Genomic DNA, 16,884 nt, shown 5'->3' with positions numbered 1-16,884 from the left:
TCAGGCGGCGGGGATCGGCTCAAGGAGGTAGCTGTCGCGGCGGATCGTCTTGATCAGCAGACCGCGCAGCGGCGGCGAGATCGGCTCTGGCTTGCCTTCGGCATGGCCCACGACCTTGTATCCCGCTTCGGCAAACAGCTCGCGCCATTGCTCGTTGGAGCGGAAGCGCACGCCGACGCCGAAGGTGTTGGCGCGCAGTGCGGGTACAACCTTGCCGATCGCGCTGCCCACTGCCGACAGCAGGCTGCTCGAGGTGATTTCGAAGATCCACCGCCCGCTCAGGTGCGGGACGAAGCTCTGGTAGATATATTCGTTCACGAACACGCGCCGGGCCTTGCCGTGCCACGCCTTGAGCGCCTGGATCTGCAGGCGGCGCGTCTCCGCCTCGTTCTTGCCGACGAGGTGGTGGAGGATCAGGTTGAAGCAGACCACGTCCTCGTCGCCGGTCGGCTCCGGGGCAAGCGCATCGCCCAGTTCGGCGTCGACGCCGATCTCGTGGCATTTCGCGACCGAGCGGGTGTCCATGTCGAGCACGCGGGTGCGATAGCCATGGACGTCGCTCAGGCTGCGCGCGAAGAAGCCGCAGCCGCCGCCGATATCGACGATCGCCTTGCCGCCCGAATCCGCGTCGTTGAGGTTGCCGAAGTCGCGCACCTGATCCTCGACGAATTCGTCGTGGTAGAAGGCTTCGATCTGGGCATCCGCCAGCTTCTTCTGCGTCACCATCTCGTTCATCGGATTTCCTTGCTCCGCGGCGTGATTATCGGCCCCGCTCCGCCGCGTGTCGCAGGTCGATATATGCCCCCGGCCCCTGCGAGTCCATGCAGGCGGCCCGGCGTCGGCCTGCGCGTCAGTATTCCTTCCAGACCGTGCGGCGCACGTAATCGGTGTAGGAATGGATGATCCGCACCACCTTGGCCGAGACGTTGGGCATCGAATAATCCGCCACCAGCCGCAGATCGCGCTCTTCGCCGCGCGCCTGCGAGGCGATGATTTCGAGGCCCTGCTCGACCCGGTCGATGCTGAGCCCGGTCATCATCACGGTGCCTTCTTCCATCCCCTCGGGCCGCTCGTGCGCCTCGCGGATGTTGAGCGCGGGGAAGTTGAGGATCGAGGATTCCTCGGTGATCGTGCCGCTGTCCGACAGCACGGCGCGGGCCGATTTCTGCAGCCGCACATAGTCGTGGAAGCCCAGCGGCTTTAGCAGGCGCACGTTGGGATGGAATTCCACCCCCGCCCGGTCGATCCGGTTCTGGGTGCGCGGATGGGTCGAGACGATCACGGGCCGGTCGTAGGTTTCGGCGATCCGGTTGAGGATCGCGACCAGCCGAAGGAAGTTCGCATCGCTCTCGATATTCTCCTCGCGGTGCGCGCTGACCACGAAGTACTCGTGCTCCTCGAGCTCGAGACGGTCGAGCACGTCGGACGCATCGATCCGGTCCATATAGGCGTGCAGCACCTCGTACATCGGGCTGCCGGTCTTGATCACGCGATCGGGCGGCAGGCCTTCGGCGAGCAGGTATTCACGCGCAATATCGCTGTAGGTCAGGTTGATATCGGCGGTGTGGTCCACGATCCGGCGGTTGATTTCCTCCGGCACGCGCTGGTCGAAGCAGCGATTGCCCGCCTCCATGTGGAACACCGGGATCTTGGCGCGCTTGGCGGGGAGGACGGACAAGCAGCTGTTCGTGTCGCCCAGCACCAGCAGCGCTTCGGGCTGGACCTCCTTGAGCAGCTTTTCCATCCCGATCATGATGTTGCCGATCGTCGCGACCGGCGCTCCGGCGACGGCTGCGTGGAGGAAATGGTCGGGCTTGCGGATGCCCAGATCGTCGAAGAAGACCTGGCTCAGCTCATAATCGTGGTTCTGCCCGGTGTGGACCAGAATATGCTCGCACGCCTCATCCAGCGCGATCAGTACGCGCGACAGGCGGATGATCTCGGGCCGTGTCCCGACGACCGTCATGACCTTCATCTTGCCCATAATCTCAAACCTTCTCGGCGATGGTATCGGGCCGGTCGCGATCGAAAATCTCGTTCGCCCAGAGCATGCAGATCAGCTCGTCCTCGCCGATATTGGTGATATTGTGCGTCCAGCCTGGAATGGTCTCGACAATCTTGGCCTCGCCGCCCTTCGTCACCACCTCGTAGGTTTCGCCGGTGACGATATGGCGAAAGCCGAAATGGGCGGTGCCTTGGATGACCAGGAATTTCTCCGCCTTGGTGTGGTGGTAGTGATCGCCGCGGGTCACGCCCGGGCCGGAGGTGAAGTAGGAGAACTGCCCGGCATCGGGCGTCTTGAGCATCTCCACGAAGGCTCCGCGCGGGTCCGCATGGATCGGCAGGCCGTAGCTGAACTGCTCGGGCTCGAGATAGCTCAGGTAGGTCGAATAGAGCGCGCGGGTGAGCCCGGTGCCCACGCGCGCAGAGACCAGCGTATCGCGGCTGCCGGGGAAGCTGCGGATCGTCTCCGCGACCTCGCCCACCGTGGTCTCGTAAACAGGCTGAACTTCGTGAAAACCGCTGTCCCGCTTGGCGCCGTCTTCAAGCAGCGCGGCGAAAGCGGCGACCACATCGTCGACATAGACCAGCCGCAGCGGCGCGGCGGGATCGTTGACCGTGATCTCAAGCCCGTGCGCGATATTGTGGCAGAAGGTCGCAACCGCGGAATTGTAGTTGGGCCGCGCCCATTTGCCGAACACGTTGGGCAGGCGATAGATCAGCACCGGCGCGCCGGTTGCCTCGCCGTGGCGCTCCAGCGCCTGCTCGGCCCCGCGCTTGCTCTCCCCATAGGGATTGTCGGCAGCGGCCTGGATCGAGGAGGTATAGGCGATCGGCGCGGTGTTGCCCGCTGCGGCCAGCGCTTCGCACACCTCACTGGTAAAATCGCGGTTGCCGGTCGCGAAGTCCGCCGGGTCCTGCGGCCGGTTCACACCTGCCAGATGGAACACGAAACCGGCGCGTTTCGCCGCGTCGGCGAGATCGGACGCATCGTGGCCGCGCCCGATCGGGATCACTTCGTGGCCGAGCTCGCCCAGCCGGATCGTGAGGTTGCGGCCGATAAAGCCCTCGGCCCCGGTCACCAGCGCAATGCTCATCCCAGCAGCTCCATCTCGGCGTCTTCGCCATTCACCAGCCGGACGATGAAGGGCAGCTTCATCAGCAGCTGCTTCATCCCTTCGACGTCGAGCTGGTGGGTGTTGTGCGAGTTGTATTCCTCGCCCGTGCTCAGGCGCTTCTCGCCCTCGTCGACGAACTTTTCGTAGTTGAGGTCGCGCCCGTCGGGGGGCACGCGGTAATATTCGCCCAGATCCTCGGCCACCGCGCGCTCTTCGCGGCTGAGCAGCGATTCGTGCAGCTTCTCGCCATGGCGGGTGCCGATGATGCGGATCTCGTGCTCCGGCTTGCCAAGCATCTGGCGCAGCGCCTCGGCGAGGATCCCGACCGTCGCACCGGGTGCCTTCTGGACGAAGATATCGCCATTATTGCCATGCTCGAACGCGTAGAGGACCAGCTCGATCGCATCGTCGAGCGTCATCATGAACCGGGTCATCTGATCGTCGGTGATGGTGATCGGCTTGCCATCGAGGATCTGGCGTACGAACAGCGGGATCACCGACCCGCGCGAGGCCATCACATTGCCATAGCGGGTGCCGCAGATGGTCGTGTCGAAGCCTTCGAGATTGCGCGAGGAGGAGACCATGACCTTTTCCATCATCGCCTTGGAAATGCCCATCGCGTTGATCGGGTAGACCGCCTTGTCGGTCGACAGGCACACCACCCGTTCGACCCCGGCATCGATCGCGCTGCGCAGCACGTTCTCCGTGCCCATCACGTTGGTCTTAACCGCCTGCATGGGGTAGAATTCGCAGCTCGGCACCTGCTTCAGCGCAGCGGCGTGGAACACATAGTCGACCCCGCGCATCGCTGCGGAAACGCTCGCCTCGTCGCGCACGTCGCCGAGGTAGAACTTGAGCCGGTCGCTGGCATAGGCCTTGCGCATATCGTCCTGCTTCTTCTCGTCGCGCGAGAAGATGCGGATTTCCTTGATGTCGGAATCCAGGAACCGGCGCAGCGTGGCATTGCCGAAAGAGCCGGTCCCGCCCGTGATCAGCAGGGTCTTGTCGGTAAACATGTCTCGCGTGTCCCCTCGGCTTACGCTTGCCCGCGCGCCGCCATGGCGTCGCGGATGAGTTGTTCCTTGGCATCGGGCTGCGGATAGCTGATCAGCACCGCGCGCAGCTTGCCCTTGAATACGAACAGGCTGCCCGCCGCCAGGCCGATGATGCCCATTTCGCGGATCGCCTCGGCAATATCGTCGAGCGACCCAGCCCCGCCCAGAATTGTAATCGGCACATCGACCTTCTCGCGCAGCTGCTTGGCCAGCGTCAGGTCGTAACCGGTCATCTTGCCGTCATTGTCGACCGAGTTGAGCACGATCTCGCCCGCGCCCTGCGCCTCGGCTTCGATCGCGAATTCCACCGGATCGCGCTTGGCGTTGCGGGTCGCGTTGTGGGTGACCATTTCGTAGCCGCCGCGCAGCCGCCGCTTTTTGTAGTCGATCACGGTGACCACGCTCTGGCGGCCGACCTCGTTGGCCATTTCGCCGATCAGTGCCGGGCGCTCGGCCGCTGCGGCGCTGACCGCAACCTTTTCCACGCCCAGGCTGACGATCCGCTTGGCCTGCGCCGCAGTCTTCACCCCGCCGCCATAGCACAGCGGCATGCGGCATTCGGCGGCCAGGTGCGCGATCATCTGGAAATCGGGCTCCGCGCCGGTCACGCTCGCGTCGATATCGACGACGATCAGCTCGTCGCTTTCCTTCTCGTTGAAGATCTTCACCGCATTGATCGGGTCGCCGACATATTTCGGATTGCCGAAGCCGACCGTCTTCACGAGGCCGCCTTCGTGCACCAGCAGGCAGGGGATGATCCGGGGACGCAGCATCTGGTCTTACAGCTCCGCAAAGCTCTTCAGCACGGCGGCGCCGAAATGGTGGCTCTTTTCCGGGTGGAACTGCACGCCCCACACATTGTCGCGATGGATCGCGCAGGCGAAGTCGAACCCGTAATGCGCGGTCGCCGCGACATCGGACTGCTCCGCCGGCTCGACGTAATAGGAATGGAGGAAGTAGAAGCGCGGATCTTCGTCCAGCGCATCGAACAGCACGCGCCCGCTGCCCGGCGTCACGTCGTTCCAGCCCATATGCGGCAGCGGCAGGCCTTCCATATCGTTGCGAGTGGCAAAGGCGCGGGTCCGCCCGGGCACCCAGCCGAGCCCTTCGCGCGTGCCCTCGTCACTGCCATCGAGGAGGATCTGCATGCCGACGCAGATGCCTACCACGGGGACTTTCTTCTGCGTCACCATCTCGTCGAGCGTTTCACGCATGCCCGATGCATCGAGCAGGTCCATCGCATAGTCGAACGCGCCCACGCCGGGGAGCACGATCCGCTCCGCCGTTGCCAGCTCCGCCGCCGTCTGAACCGCCCGCGCCGGAATGTTCAGGCGCTTGTACATGTTCAGGAAGGCGGCGATATTGCCGAGGCCGTAGTCGACGATGGTGATCAACGCATCACCGAACGTTGCAGGCCAAGCTTGCGCATCACCGTGGTGCCCAGATCGATCAAGGCAGTGTTGTTCTTGTAGTCGAAGTGGGTCTTGTTCGGACCGTCGTGAAGCGCCTGCAGCTCTTCGACCGTAAGGCCCAGCTTGGTCGCGATATATTCGAAGTCTTCGGCGATCTGCTCCGGTGTGTAGGCGGGGATCGCGATCTTTTCGAGCGCTTCCTCGCGGCTCATCTGCTCGGTCAGGATCAGCGAGGAGAAGTGCGCGCGGCGCTTGTCGTAACCGAACTTGCTCGGCAGCCAGTAGCCTTCGTAGAAACGCGTGAAGCGCGATTCATAGTGCTTGTGGGCATAGCGCTGCCAGCCGTAGATGCCGACCAGCTCCTCGATCGCCTGTTCCTTGTGGTAAGGCATGTAGTTCAAGGGCTTCACCACCTGCACGCCGTGCACGTAGCGGTAGTAGATCTTGAACTTGAAGATCCCTGCGAGAGGGAAGGTCTTGAGCGGACGCGTGCCGAAGCGTTTGTGGATGTCCTTCAGCTGGCGCAAGTCCGACGCGTGATAATGCCATTCGAGCGGCTCGCGCACGCATTCGGTCGAATAGTTCGCGCCGGTCAGGATGTACTTGACCTTGTTCTTGGCCGCAAAGTTGTACAGCCCGGCAAAGAAGGCGTGGTCCTGCGGGGTGTCGAGATGCGGCACCTGCGCCTTGAAGAAGGCGAGCTGGAGGTCGCGCATCTCGGGCCAGTTGACGACCTCGGTGTACAGGTCGAGGTCGAGCCCATCGACCAGCTTTTCGATATTGTTGACCGCCTGCTGGGAGTTCCATCCGGCATCCACGTGGTAGAGCAGCGGGCGCAGGCCGAACTTTTCCTTCGCGTGGTGGACGACGTAGCTGGAATCGACCCCACCGGAGAGGCCGATCAGGCAGTCGTGATCCTTGCCCTCGCCGTCGCGCTTGATCTTCTCGATCTGCGCCATGATCTCGCGCTCGCCACGCTCGTCGGTGTGCCAGTTGGGCAGAATATTGCTGTAGTAGTTGTTACAGTATTCGCACACACCGTTTTCATCGAACACGATCTTCGAATCGCTCGTGTCCATGATGCAGTTCGTGCATATCTGGTAGGGCCGCGCCTGGGCGGAGATCTCGGACATGTTCGGGAAACCTCAAGGGATGTTCGGCGGGCTGATAGCGGACAAGGCCGGGTGAACCAACCCCTCAATGGGTGGTCGCCCGGCCATGGCGCAATGCGGCATCACCAGTGCGCCTTCGGCTCTCGCGGACCGACCCTGCGGATCGATTTCTTCTTCATCGCCAAGACCTTTTTCCCGACGAAGAACCGTAAACGCAAGCCGCCAGCGTCCTTCACTCGCGCAAGCGCGCCCTGATCACCAGCTGCCGATACTTCGACTGGTAGGGGACCGAAAGCACGCCCGGGCGACCGATGAGGATCTTCACCAGATTCTTGGCCGCGCCCATCAAGTCGTCGACGCGGCGTTCCTGTACAGTCACCACTTCGAAGCCGGCCTCGTCGAGGAGGCCCTCGAGGTGCGCGCGTCCGGCGAAGGTCAGGTGATCGGGAACCCCAAGTTCGAACGGAAACTGTGAGCGCTCGTCGACGTCGGCGAGGTTGCCCGTTTCGATCAGAAATTCGCCGCCCGGCTTCAGTACTGCCACCACGTCCGCGAGGAAGGCCCGATAGTCCGGGATGTGAGAGAACACGTCGATCGAAGACGCGATGTCGACCTTGGGATGATCGCGCCGCAGATAATCATTGGTAACGGTGAGGCCGCGCTCGCGCGCGGCATCGGCCTTTGGCTTCATCGGCTCGATCCCCTCGATCGTGCTGCCTTTCGGCGCCAGCCGTGAAACCGCCTCGATGATTTCGCCATAGCCAGAGCCGATATCGAGCCAGTGGATCGGCTGTTCGCTGCTCCACTTGTCCGCGAACATGGTCTTGATGATGGCCTCGTAATGATCGACCTTCTTTTCGCTGCGATGCGCCCTCACATCGAGATCGCCAGCCTCATCGTGGTGAAAACCCGTCATCACGGCTTCCGAGACGCTTTCGGGTGGTGGCGCCGGGTTGAGATACAGGAAACGGCAACCGTCGCACCGGACCACGGTATATCCGCGCTCTTCGGCCCAGAAAGAATGGCTTGTCCCTGAGCAGTAGGGGCATGGAATCTCGATAAGAGAGCGATGTGTGCCCGTTCCGGTTCGAGCGTCGTTTGCGGGTGTCATTGTTAGGACCTTACCTCCTCAGGCACATGGCGTAGCGTCTCGTCTATCAGCTTATTCCAGTCGAGCATCTCGGCAGCCGTGCGGCGCGCGCCTTCGGCCATTTTCGCGAGCGCTTCGCGATCCTCGATCAGGCCGCGCAGCAGTCGCTCGATCTGGGGGGCGGTATCCTCTTCATGGTCGAGCACGATGAGATTGCCGTTGCGGTTGAGGTAGCTGGCATCGGACGGGACCATGAATTCGGAGCGGTCGCCCACGATCACGGGCAGTCCCATGCCGATCGATTGCTGCCACAGGATCGACTGGCTGGCGGGAAACACCGCGATGTCCGCCGCGTCGAGATGGCGGTAGACGCCCAGCTTGTCCTGCCAGCCGCGGAAATGGATGCGCGGATTGCCTTGGGCCATCTGTTCGAGCCCGGCGAAATACTCCGCTTCGTTGGGGCCTGCCGCACCCGCCACCAGCAGGTGCACATCGGCACGATCCAGCGCGTTAACCGCCTCGACCAGCGTTTCGGTCCGTTTGAAAGGGGTCAGCTTGCCACCGGTGAAGATGACGAAGTCGCTCTGCGCGATGCCCAGTTCGCGCCGGATTGCCCTGCCCGCCCCTGAAGCGTGAACCTGCGCGCCATATTCCAGGTCCGTTCCCAGCGGCAGCAGGCTCATCTCGTCGCGCGGGACGCCATAGACCTCGTTCAGGAAGTCGAACCCGGCGGGGACGATGGGATAGATCATCGAGAGATGCGGGCGCGCCTTGTCGAGGAAGCGCTTGCGCAGCACTCCGTGCAGAATCTTCAGCGAGACCCAGTTCTTGCCGCTGTTCGAATAATCCGCGTGATAGTCCATGATCATCTTGGTCTGCGGATGCTTTTTCACATAGGCGATGCATTCCGGCAGGTTGAGCATGATGTCGTGGACGAAGATCAGGTCGGGCTCGAATTCCTCCAGCAACCCATCGATCTTCGGGTAGGCGCGCATGCGGTTGAGAATGTTGTAGCGATAGGGCAGCTTAACGATCCGCGCACCGTTGACCTCGTAATCGCGGCCCGGCCCGCCGACCTTCTTGTCCGTGTAATAGTCGAACACGTTCTCGTAGAGCGAGCACACCACGATCACCTCGTGGCCGTGCCGGCGGTAATAATCGACGAGATGATTTTCCTGATATTCGAGTTCCTCGTTGAAGAAATCGCACAGCATGAAGATCCTCATCAGAGCCACCCACCCCTGCCCGGTTTGTAGAAGGCGAAAATCAGCAGCCAGGCGGCGAGCCCGAAGGATACCAGCACGGTGCTGAGGTGCGCGTTGCTCAGCGCGAAGCCCACCGGCACCGCGATCAGCAGCACGAACAGGCGATCCCATCCGGCAACGCACAGGTCGTAGACCCGTAGGAAAGCCGCCATAATCACGCCAATCACCAGCAGGCCGACAAGCCCGCCTGCGGCGAGCCCCTCACCCGAATAGGGGTTTGCGTTGGCGTTCAGGTTGATGCTCGCGCCATAGTAGTGATCGCCCACGATCTGGCCGAGCGCGGGCCATGACGGGTCGTTGGCGAATGCCGGCGGCGCCGGCAGAACCAGCGACAGCCCGGTAATATTGCTCCACCATGTATATCCGTAGGTGGAAAACAGGTCGTAATACTGCACCAGGGTCAGCGAAGGGATGGCAATCCCGCGGGTGAAAAACACCGATTGAAGCGCAAAGCCAACCTCCGTGCTCCGCAAAACGATGCAGACCAGCGTTAGAAATGCCAGGAACAGGATCGGGACGGTGAACAGCTTCGCCACGTTCGGGGCGTAACGTAGCGCGTAGTACATCGCGATCATGAGCACAGGCAGCGCGAGCGCGGCTTTCTGAGCATCGACCATGTAGGCGATAAGAGCCTGTCTTCAAAAGTAGTTGGGAGATATCAGCTGGTTGCGCTTGACGCGCTGGTGCATCGCTGATTCCGGGGTTTCGCCAGAAACGACCGAGGAATAAGCGATGTGGACCGATACCTCCCGGCAGCAGCATAGCCGCCCGGGTCTACGTTATCCAAGCGATTTGCGCGATGCCGAGTGGGCCTTGATCGAGCCTCTGTTGCCGCCCGCGAAACCTGGCGGCAGGCCGCGCTGCGCCGACCTGCGCGAGGTGATGAACGCGATCCTCTATCTGGCAACAAGCGGTTGCCAATGGCGGATGCTGCCCAAGGATTTCCCTCCGCTCTCGACGGTTCAACGCTATTTCTATGCCTGGCGCGACAGCGGCCTATGGCAGACGATCAATCACCTGCTGGTGATGGCTGCGCGCCAGATCGAAGGGCGCGAGGCCAGCCCCAGCGCCGGGGTGATCGATAGCCAGAGCGTCAAGACCACCGAGAGTGGCGGCCCACGGGGCTACGATGCGGGCAAGAAGATCATGGGACGCAAGCGTCACATCATCACCGATACGCTCGGACTGATGTTGTTCGTCACCATCCACGCTGCCAGCATTCAGGATCGCGACGGGGCGGTCGATCTCATCAAGGCAATCCGCTACCGCTTCCCGTGGCTGCGCCACCTCTTCGCCGATGGGGGCTACGCAGGCGACAAGCTCATCGGCGCGCTTCAAGGGCATGGGCAATGGACGCTCGAGATCGTGCGCCGCTGCGACACCGCCAGGGGCTTTGTTCTGCTCCCGCGCCGCTGGGTGGTCGAGCGCACCTTCGCCTGGCTCGGCAGATGTCGACGGCTCGCAAAGGACTGGGAAAGAACTATCGAAAGTTCCACCGCATGGACTACCATCGCCCACATCCGCCGCCTCACCCGCCTCATCGCAAGCCACTGCCAGATCGCATAAACTTCTGAGTCAGGCTCTAAGGCAACCGACACAGCCAATTCCAACCACGACAACGTTGCGCCGCAGCAGTCCGATCGCGACCAGCGCGGGGCAGATCAAGTTGACGTAATAGGACCGGATGTAGCCGATGATGCTGGTCGAGCGATCGACGGCGAACCGCTGGTCGTACACTTCGGTAAGGCTTGCGAAGCGCATGATCTCGCCAAAGACGTAAATGATCAGCAAAGTGACCAGCGCCCACACTCCGATCAGCAGAAGCGTGACCTCGGGTCCCGGAACGAAACGCTCCCCCTGGGGCGGTGCCGGGCCATTGCGCGACACCACGCCGGTTATGACGTGAACCAGCGTCAGCACGGCCAGCATCGGCGCGTAGGCCTGCACACTGTCGATCCGCAGGCACAGCGCAATGGTTACGCCGGGTATGAATACAGATACATGAAGGAAAAGCAGGATCATCGACGAGGGCCGCTCGATCCGGCTTGGCATGGCCACCGATCCGATCGAAATCAGCAGTATCATGATCGCGATCGTGCCAAGACCGGGAGCAGCGTAGCTGAAGCCAACATAATCCCACTGCGGCTGAAGAATCGTGATGTGCGCCTGGTGGATGGCCCATGCGAAGATGAGCGAGCAGATCACGACCGCCGCGCTCGAATCCAGCGATTCCAGCACGACCTGGCCGGTGCGTGCGGCCGGTGACCGGTGTGCGGCGGTTGGCTGGGCGCGATCTAGCATGATGGTGTTCCGGTATATCGCGTCACGCGGTGACGCGGCTGCATTCGGTCGGGCAAGGGTTTGGACGGGCCCGGGTTAGCAGAGCCTGCAGTCAGGACCAATCCTCCCATCGCGCTATTGCTCGATGCGGAACGGGCCGCGCAGCTCGGTCTCGTTCAAGGCATCGCCGAACATGCGATCGGCCCCGGTCAGTTGACCAATATCGACCATGTTGCGCTCGGTGCCGACCCCGCGAGACGACTGGGCTGCACCTTTGTCGACGATGAACGCGGTGTCGCTCACCTGGGCGAGGCCGATGGTCACCGTATTGCCGCTCGAGCCGCTGATCTGCCCGGCAACCCGGTGCCGGACGATCTGCCCGATGCTCACGGTGTTGTCGTCACACGGCCCTTCGAGCGCGTATCGCGACACGCCGTAGGACTTGTCGTCAATGAAAATGCCGCCATTGCCATCGCTGAGACTTCCGGCCGAGACCCGGTTGCCGCTCGCAGAGCCATAGAGCCAGATGCTGCCCCCGAACTGCTCTTGCGGACGGCCGATCGCGGTCACGCTCGCCAGCGCAATCTTCGCGTCCGAACAGCCAAAGCCCATGAACCCGCCATGCGAGGCACGGGACAGGACGATCTCTCCTTCGACCATGAAATCTTGAGAGAGGGTCGAGGCAAGGCAGCTAAACGCCCCCGCCTCGCCGCCCCGGTAGGCGCCGTCGATCTCAAACCGGCCCACCAGCCGTGAACCGACCGAGCCCGCGCGGAACGGCGCCCGCACAATAGTGCGCGGTAGCCGCCGGTCGAGCGTCACCGATGTGCCTGTAACTCCGGTGATGGAGGCGAGGAAGCTCAGCTGCGGTACGATCTGCTCTCCAGCCCGGTGCGCGGCGGGCTGCGTGCCCAGCGCACCGCGACCATCGGCGGAGACGCGCAGACGACCCTGTGCAACCGTACCGAGCACGATTTCCTCGCCGATCCTCAGATAGACCTGCGATGCCCCGATGGTTGCATCGACATTCCCGGCGAAGGCGAATTCCTGGGTTTGCGGTCCGATCGAGGATGCCAGCGAAGTTGCCAGCGATGGCGTCTCGCGCAGCCCGAAAATCGCGATCCGCATTCCCGGGACCAGACTCTGCGCCTCGATCGGGTGCGACAATTCGATCGTGTCGCTACCCGCACGCCCACTGCACAGGCCCGGGGCGATGGCGGTGGTGACCAGTCCTCCCGCGGGCGAGGCGTCGGTCAGCACGCGCTCGATCGGGCGGGCAGGCTCGATCCGCGTGCGCTCACCCTGCCAGGTCGCGCGCGAGGGCAAGGCGATCGAACCCTGATTGAAATCGAAGCGGAATGTCGCATCGCCCGTGCGAAGTGCAAAGGCGCGGCGCTGGGCCTGCGGAAACGGATCGCTCGCCAGATCGACCACTCCGGTCAGGTCGCGCGCGTCGAGCGTTGCGTCATCGGGCAGGGATTCGAGGGCCTGGCGCAGGCTGGCGGCAACGTCGAAATCCGGCCTGCCGACGAGCACCTGGCGGCGCTGCCGCTCGTCCAGCAGATCGAGCCAGCGCACGCTCCGCGCACGGCTCGTCCACGCTCCACCGGCAAACACCAGCGGCATCGCGGCCGTCGCGCCAAGAAAGACGCGGCGCTTCACAGCACGGTGTCCAGCCAGTGCACCGCGAACGCACCGATCACACCCAGCACACAAAATGCGGTGATCGGGAGCAAAGCCCTGCGCATCTCGCGCACGACATCGCCCGCGTGCGCACCGACCGCGTGGAGCAGCAGCACCAGATAACCGAAATAGAAGATCGCCCCCGAAATGGCATAGGCTTCCGAAACGAACCGGGGGGAAAGAATGCCCACTGCCACCACCAGTCCCACCCGCAGGGCGAGGCCGACGAACTGCAGGACGAAGGCGGTACGCTGGCGGTTGGTCACCTGCAGCGCCATGGACACAGGCGCGGTCAACAGCTGCGCGATGAACCAGGGGGTCAGCCACACTACCAGCACACCCGCGCGCGACCATTCCGACCCGAAGACGAAGGCGAAGGCGAAGGGCGATATGATTGCCAGCGCGATCAATGGCCCGACCCCGATCCGCATCAGTCCGCCGACCACCTGCACGGTGAACGGGCCGAGCGCCCCATCACGGTGACGGGCCGGGGCTTCGGACAGGTAGACCTGAGACAGTGCATTGCCGAGTAGCGACATCGGCGCCTGGACAACGAACATCGCGAGCGTCAGGTAACCCGCCTCAGGCCCGATCGCCAGCGCGGCGATGAGCACGATGGGTAGCTGCCACGCCGCAGAGTGCGCCAGTGCCTCGGGTGCCGAGTAGGCGGGAAACAGTCTGTACTCGCGGAACAATGCGCGCATCCTGGACACCGAAACCTTCCGGAGAAGGTCTAACTCACCGCGTAGGAAGCGTGTGCCGAGCAGGATTGAGCCTGCGCTGAAATTGATCGCATAGCCGAGCAGCAAGCCGAACGGTCCGGTATGCAGGAGCCCAAGTGCGATCTGGGTCGCGGCACCGCTGCCCGCCTGCGCCATCCGGCTTCGCGCAATCGGACCGAAGCCCTTTCTGCGCACATACCACAGCTGCATCAGGCTGTAGATTCCGGCCAGCGCGAGCGAGGGAGGCAGGAACCAGATAAGATTGACGAGTTCGGGATGGCCGAATGCGTCATAGGCGGATGCCGGGAGGACGAGCAGAACGAGCGCAATCAATCCTGACAGGACGGCCGCAAAAAAGGCCCCCAGCGCCAGCAGATTGATCGCATCATCATCGCTTTCGGGCATCGACAGGGCGATGTCGAACCGCAAACAGATAGACACATAAAGCGTCTGGAGCAGGCTGGCGAAAACCGCCAGCACACTCATCTCCACGGGGGTGTAGAGGCGCGTCACCACCGGGAGCGAGAGTGCGGTGATGAGATTGGCACCGACCGTGCCACCGATCAGCACCCCAGTGGAACGAACCAGCCCCTGCTGGGCGAGCGCGGACACGCGCCCACGCAGCGCCGCAATCCGCCCAATTGGCGGGGTCGCGCCAGAATCGGGCGCGGGGGTCACAGGCGGCTCTTCGTTCATGCGCCGGCCGTTGCCAGCCGGGAGAGCGCAGGGCCAACGTCGAAAATGCCGGTGCGGCGGCATCCGTCGGTGACGAAGTCGATGCACACCCGCGTGCCGGATCGATCCCAGCGCGGGTGGAGGTCACACCGCATGGGCTCTTCCCGGGTCGCGACCTCGTGCCGGATGCGGGCCAGATCCACCCGCTGGCCAGAGGCGAGGTCGAACAGCAACAGGGTCAGCCACGCGTCTTCGTCGGGATAGGTATCGCCCAGCAAGACCGATCCGTGTCCACGCCAGCTGTAATGGCCGTCTTCGGTGAGGGTATGCTCGGCGACCCGCTTGCGCGTGTCGTCGTTCAGATCGGACACGTAGAACCCTTCGGCCACCAGCTGGTTCATCCGCGCGCGCAGCAGGCGACGGGCAAACCTGGCGACCGCACGCACCGCCGGGTTGGCGAGCAGCCGATTAGTCGCAAGCGCGCGCACCGCCCCGGAATTGCGGCCCCAATACCAGATCCGGTCCTCACCGATCCACGCCGGATGGCTGACTCTTTCCTGCGCGACCACGCGAACCTTGCCGCTGTCGCAATCGCGCACCAGCAGCCGGGCATAGGTGGTCCCGCCCTCGCCCGCATCGGTCACGAAGAAGGCCAGCCGGGTCCCGTCGGGTGAGAAGACCGGGTGGGTGACGAACCGGCGATCCGAATGGGGCGAACCTACAGTCTCGGCAAGTTCGGCATAGGAGAGCAGCAGCGACACGGCCCCATCGGCCATGCTGACGCTCCACAGCCCGTCCTGCGTCGGCCCCTCGCCGAGATGGCGATCGACGGCGGCGCCATAGCCATAGGTCGGGTCGAGCCGGGCGAGGCGCGCGTAATTGCCCCCAACGCCAATCGATTCGTCGGGGGACAGCGCGCCGATCGCCATATCGAGCGTCCGGATCGGCGTGCCATCCGGGCTAACATTGCGCGCAACCGCATGCCCCTGCCCGTCGACGTCGTTGTACAGGATCGATCCGTCGCGCCGCCATTGCTGGCGTGCGCCATGCTGCCAGTTCCAGCCGCGCGTTTCGCCGAGCGTCTCGAAAGTGGCGTCTTCTGGCCGCCAGCGGCGCACCAGTGCAGGCTCCCCCACGGGCAGGGTCACCCAGTCGGCAGGGCAATTGAGCAACAGCAGGTCGCGCCCATCGGGCGAGAACGGGCAGAGATCGTAAAAGCCGAAGAAATTCGCGCTATCTTGCGGTGTCGCCGCGACCATGCGCGCGCCGATCTCGCGAATACCGGAAATCCCTGCCTCGTCCTGCACCACGATTTGCGCCTGTCACCTGGGCCCTCCGCCGCTAGGCCGGGACGACCGCCGCGCGCAGCGCCTCGATCACCTGTGCCTGCGTGCCTTCGTCCATGTAGGGGTGCATCGGCAGGCTGAAGACCTCATTGGCCATCCGCTCCGACGTGGCGAGCCCTTCGGGGTCGCCGGGGAAGGAGGAATAGGCGGTCTGTAGGTGCAGCGGGCGCGGGTAGTAGACGACCGAGGGAACGCCATGTTCTTTCAGGGTCGCCATCACCGCATCGCGGCCCGAACCGTCGCGGGTGCGCACCGTGTACTGCGCCCACACCGAACGGCAGCCATTGGGCACGTGCGGGGTGATCAGCAGGTCGCCCAGCGCATCGGTATAGCGGTTGGCGACCACCTGGCGGGCTTCGATCTCGTCTTCGTAGATCGCCAGCTTTTCCAGCAGGATCGCCGCCTGCAGCGTGTCGAGCCGCGAGTTGAGGCCGATCCGCTCGTTATCGTACTTGTGCGTGCCCTTGCCGTGCACGCGGTAGGAATCGAGCAGCGCGCGCAGCTCGTCGTCATCGGTGAACACCGCACCACCATCGCCATAGCAGCCAAGCGGTTTGGCCGGGAAGAAGCTGGTGGTCGCAATGGTGCCGATCGAACCGGTGCGGCGGCCGTTGTAATCCGCGCCGAAGCCCTGCGCCGAATCGCTCACGACCCACATGCCGTTTTCCTGTGCAACCGCCTCGATCGCGTCGTAATCGGCGGGCAGGCCGAACAGGTCGACCGCGATCACCCCGGCGGGCTTCATCCCCTCGGCCTTGGCGAAGGCGATCGCGCGCTTCAGGCTTTCGACGTCGAGGTTGTAGGTCCGCTCGTCGACATCGACGAACACCGGGGTCGCGCCGGTCATCGGCACGATTTCTGCGGTGGATGCAAAGGTGAAGGTGGGACAGAATACCGCGTCGCCAGGCCCGGCGCCCAGCGCCATGAGCGCCAGCTGCAGCGCGTCGGTGCCGTTGGCGCAGCCCAGCGCGTGCTTCGCGCCGCAGAATTCGGCGAGCTTGCCTTCGAACTCGGCCACTTCGGGGCCCATGATATATTTGCCGTGGTCGAGCACGGCGGCGATGCGCGCGTCGAGAGCAGGCCGGATACGCTGCTGCTGCGCGGCGAGATCGATAAATTGCATGG

At 63.6% G+C, this 16,884-nt stretch carries 16 protein-coding genes; 1 reads left to right on the top strand and 15 read right to left on the bottom strand.

Annotated elements, in window-relative coordinates:
- From VO57_003045 to VO57_003000, 10 genes are all read right to left on the bottom strand, one after another.
- Positions 1–735 (bottom strand): class I SAM-dependent methyltransferase, encoded by a 735-nt coding sequence (locus tag VO57_003045; GenBank protein ID XBL70331.1) that lies wholly within the window; start codon positions 733–735, stop codon positions 1–3.
- A 115-nt stretch (positions 736–850) separates the two neighbouring features.
- Positions 851–1,975 carry a UDP-N-acetylglucosamine 2-epimerase (non-hydrolyzing) gene (gene wecB, locus VO57_003040; GenBank protein XBL70330.1) on the bottom strand — a complete coding sequence of 375 codons (1,125 nt, stop codon included), beginning with the start codon at positions 1,973–1,975 and terminating at the stop codon, positions 851–853.
- A gap of 13 nt (positions 1,976–1,988) precedes the next feature.
- Positions 1,989–3,098, bottom strand: coding sequence for a capsular polysaccharide biosynthesis protein CapF (locus tag VO57_003035; protein XBL70329.1), 1,110 nt, complete (start codon positions 3,096–3,098; stop codon positions 1,989–1,991).
- On the bottom strand, positions 3,095–4,135 hold the full coding sequence (locus tag VO57_003030) for a polysaccharide biosynthesis protein (GenBank protein ID XBL70328.1): 1,041 nt from the start codon (positions 4,133–4,135) through the stop codon (positions 3,095–3,097). Before VO57_003030 ends, VO57_003035 begins: the two co-directional genes overlap by 4 nt.
- 20 nt (positions 4,136–4,155) lie before the next feature.
- The gene (locus VO57_003025; protein XBL70327.1) at positions 4,156–4,947 is read right to left on the bottom strand and encodes an AglZ/HisF2 family acetamidino modification protein; all 792 of its coding nucleotides are present in this window, start codon (positions 4,945–4,947) and stop codon (positions 4,156–4,158) included.
- 6 nt (positions 4,948–4,953) lie between these two features.
- Entirely contained in the window at positions 4,954–5,568 is a 615-nt protein-coding gene (hisH, locus tag VO57_003020; protein ID XBL70326.1) for an imidazole glycerol phosphate synthase subunit HisH, read from the bottom strand.
- On the bottom strand, positions 5,565–6,719 hold the full coding sequence (locus VO57_003015; GenBank protein XBL70325.1) for an N-acetyl sugar amidotransferase: 1,155 nt from the start codon (positions 6,717–6,719) through the stop codon (positions 5,565–5,567). The genes hisH and VO57_003015 overlap by 4 nt, the downstream gene beginning before the upstream one ends.
- A 211-nt stretch (positions 6,720–6,930) precedes the next feature.
- Positions 6,931–7,614, bottom strand: a complete 684-nt coding sequence (locus tag VO57_003010) for a class I SAM-dependent methyltransferase (protein XBL70324.1) — start codon at positions 7,612–7,614, stop codon at positions 6,931–6,933.
- 197 nt (positions 7,615–7,811) lie between these two features.
- The gene (locus VO57_003005; protein XBL70323.1) at positions 7,812–9,014 is read right to left on the bottom strand and encodes a glycosyltransferase family 4 protein; all 1,203 of its coding nucleotides are present in this window, start codon (positions 9,012–9,014) and stop codon (positions 7,812–7,814) included.
- Positions 9,014–9,670: a hypothetical protein gene (locus tag VO57_003000; GenBank protein XBL70322.1), complete on the bottom strand. Its 657-nt coding sequence runs from the start codon at positions 9,668–9,670 to the stop codon at positions 9,014–9,016. The genes VO57_003005 and VO57_003000 overlap by 1 nt, the downstream gene beginning before the upstream one ends.
- A gap of 115 nt (positions 9,671–9,785) precedes the next feature.
- On the opposite strand from VO57_003000, the gene VO57_002995 reads away from it, so the two are divergent.
- Positions 9,786–10,619: an IS5 family transposase gene (locus tag VO57_002995; protein XBL70321.1), complete on the top strand. Its 834-nt coding sequence runs from the start codon at positions 9,786–9,788 to the stop codon at positions 10,617–10,619.
- A gap of 9 nt (positions 10,620–10,628) precedes the next feature.
- Here VO57_002995 and VO57_002990 read toward each other — a convergent pair whose 3' ends face one another.
- The 5 genes from VO57_002990 to VO57_002970 form a co-directional block, all read right to left on the bottom strand.
- Entirely contained in the window at positions 10,629–11,354 is a 726-nt protein-coding gene (locus VO57_002990; GenBank protein XBL70320.1) for a hypothetical protein, read from the bottom strand.
- 114 nt (positions 11,355–11,468) lie between these two features.
- Complete coding sequence (locus tag VO57_002985) at positions 11,469–12,995, bottom strand: hypothetical protein (GenBank protein XBL70319.1); 1,527 nt, start codon at positions 12,993–12,995, stop codon at positions 11,469–11,471.
- Positions 12,992–14,350, bottom strand: a complete 1,359-nt coding sequence (locus tag VO57_002980; GenBank protein ID XBL70318.1) for an oligosaccharide flippase family protein — start codon at positions 14,348–14,350, stop codon at positions 12,992–12,994. Before VO57_002980 ends, VO57_002985 begins: the two co-directional genes overlap by 4 nt.
- Before the next feature lie 80 nt (positions 14,351–14,430).
- Positions 14,431–15,723, bottom strand: coding sequence for a hypothetical protein (locus VO57_002975; protein XBL70317.1), 1,293 nt, complete (start codon positions 15,721–15,723; stop codon positions 14,431–14,433).
- Positions 15,724–15,754: 31 nt separating this feature from the next.
- Positions 15,755–16,882, bottom strand: a complete 1,128-nt coding sequence (locus VO57_002970) for a DegT/DnrJ/EryC1/StrS family aminotransferase (GenBank protein XBL70316.1) — start codon at positions 16,880–16,882, stop codon at positions 15,755–15,757.
- Positions 16,883–16,884 lie beyond the last annotated feature (2 nt).

This window comes from Citromicrobium bathyomarinum (genome assembly GCA_001306305.2).
GTDB lineage: Bacteria > Pseudomonadota > Alphaproteobacteria > Sphingomonadales > Sphingomonadaceae > Alteriqipengyuania > Alteriqipengyuania bathyomarina.
Note: the sequence above shows the minus strand (reverse complement) of the source record. Positions and strands in the feature narration are given on the sequence as shown.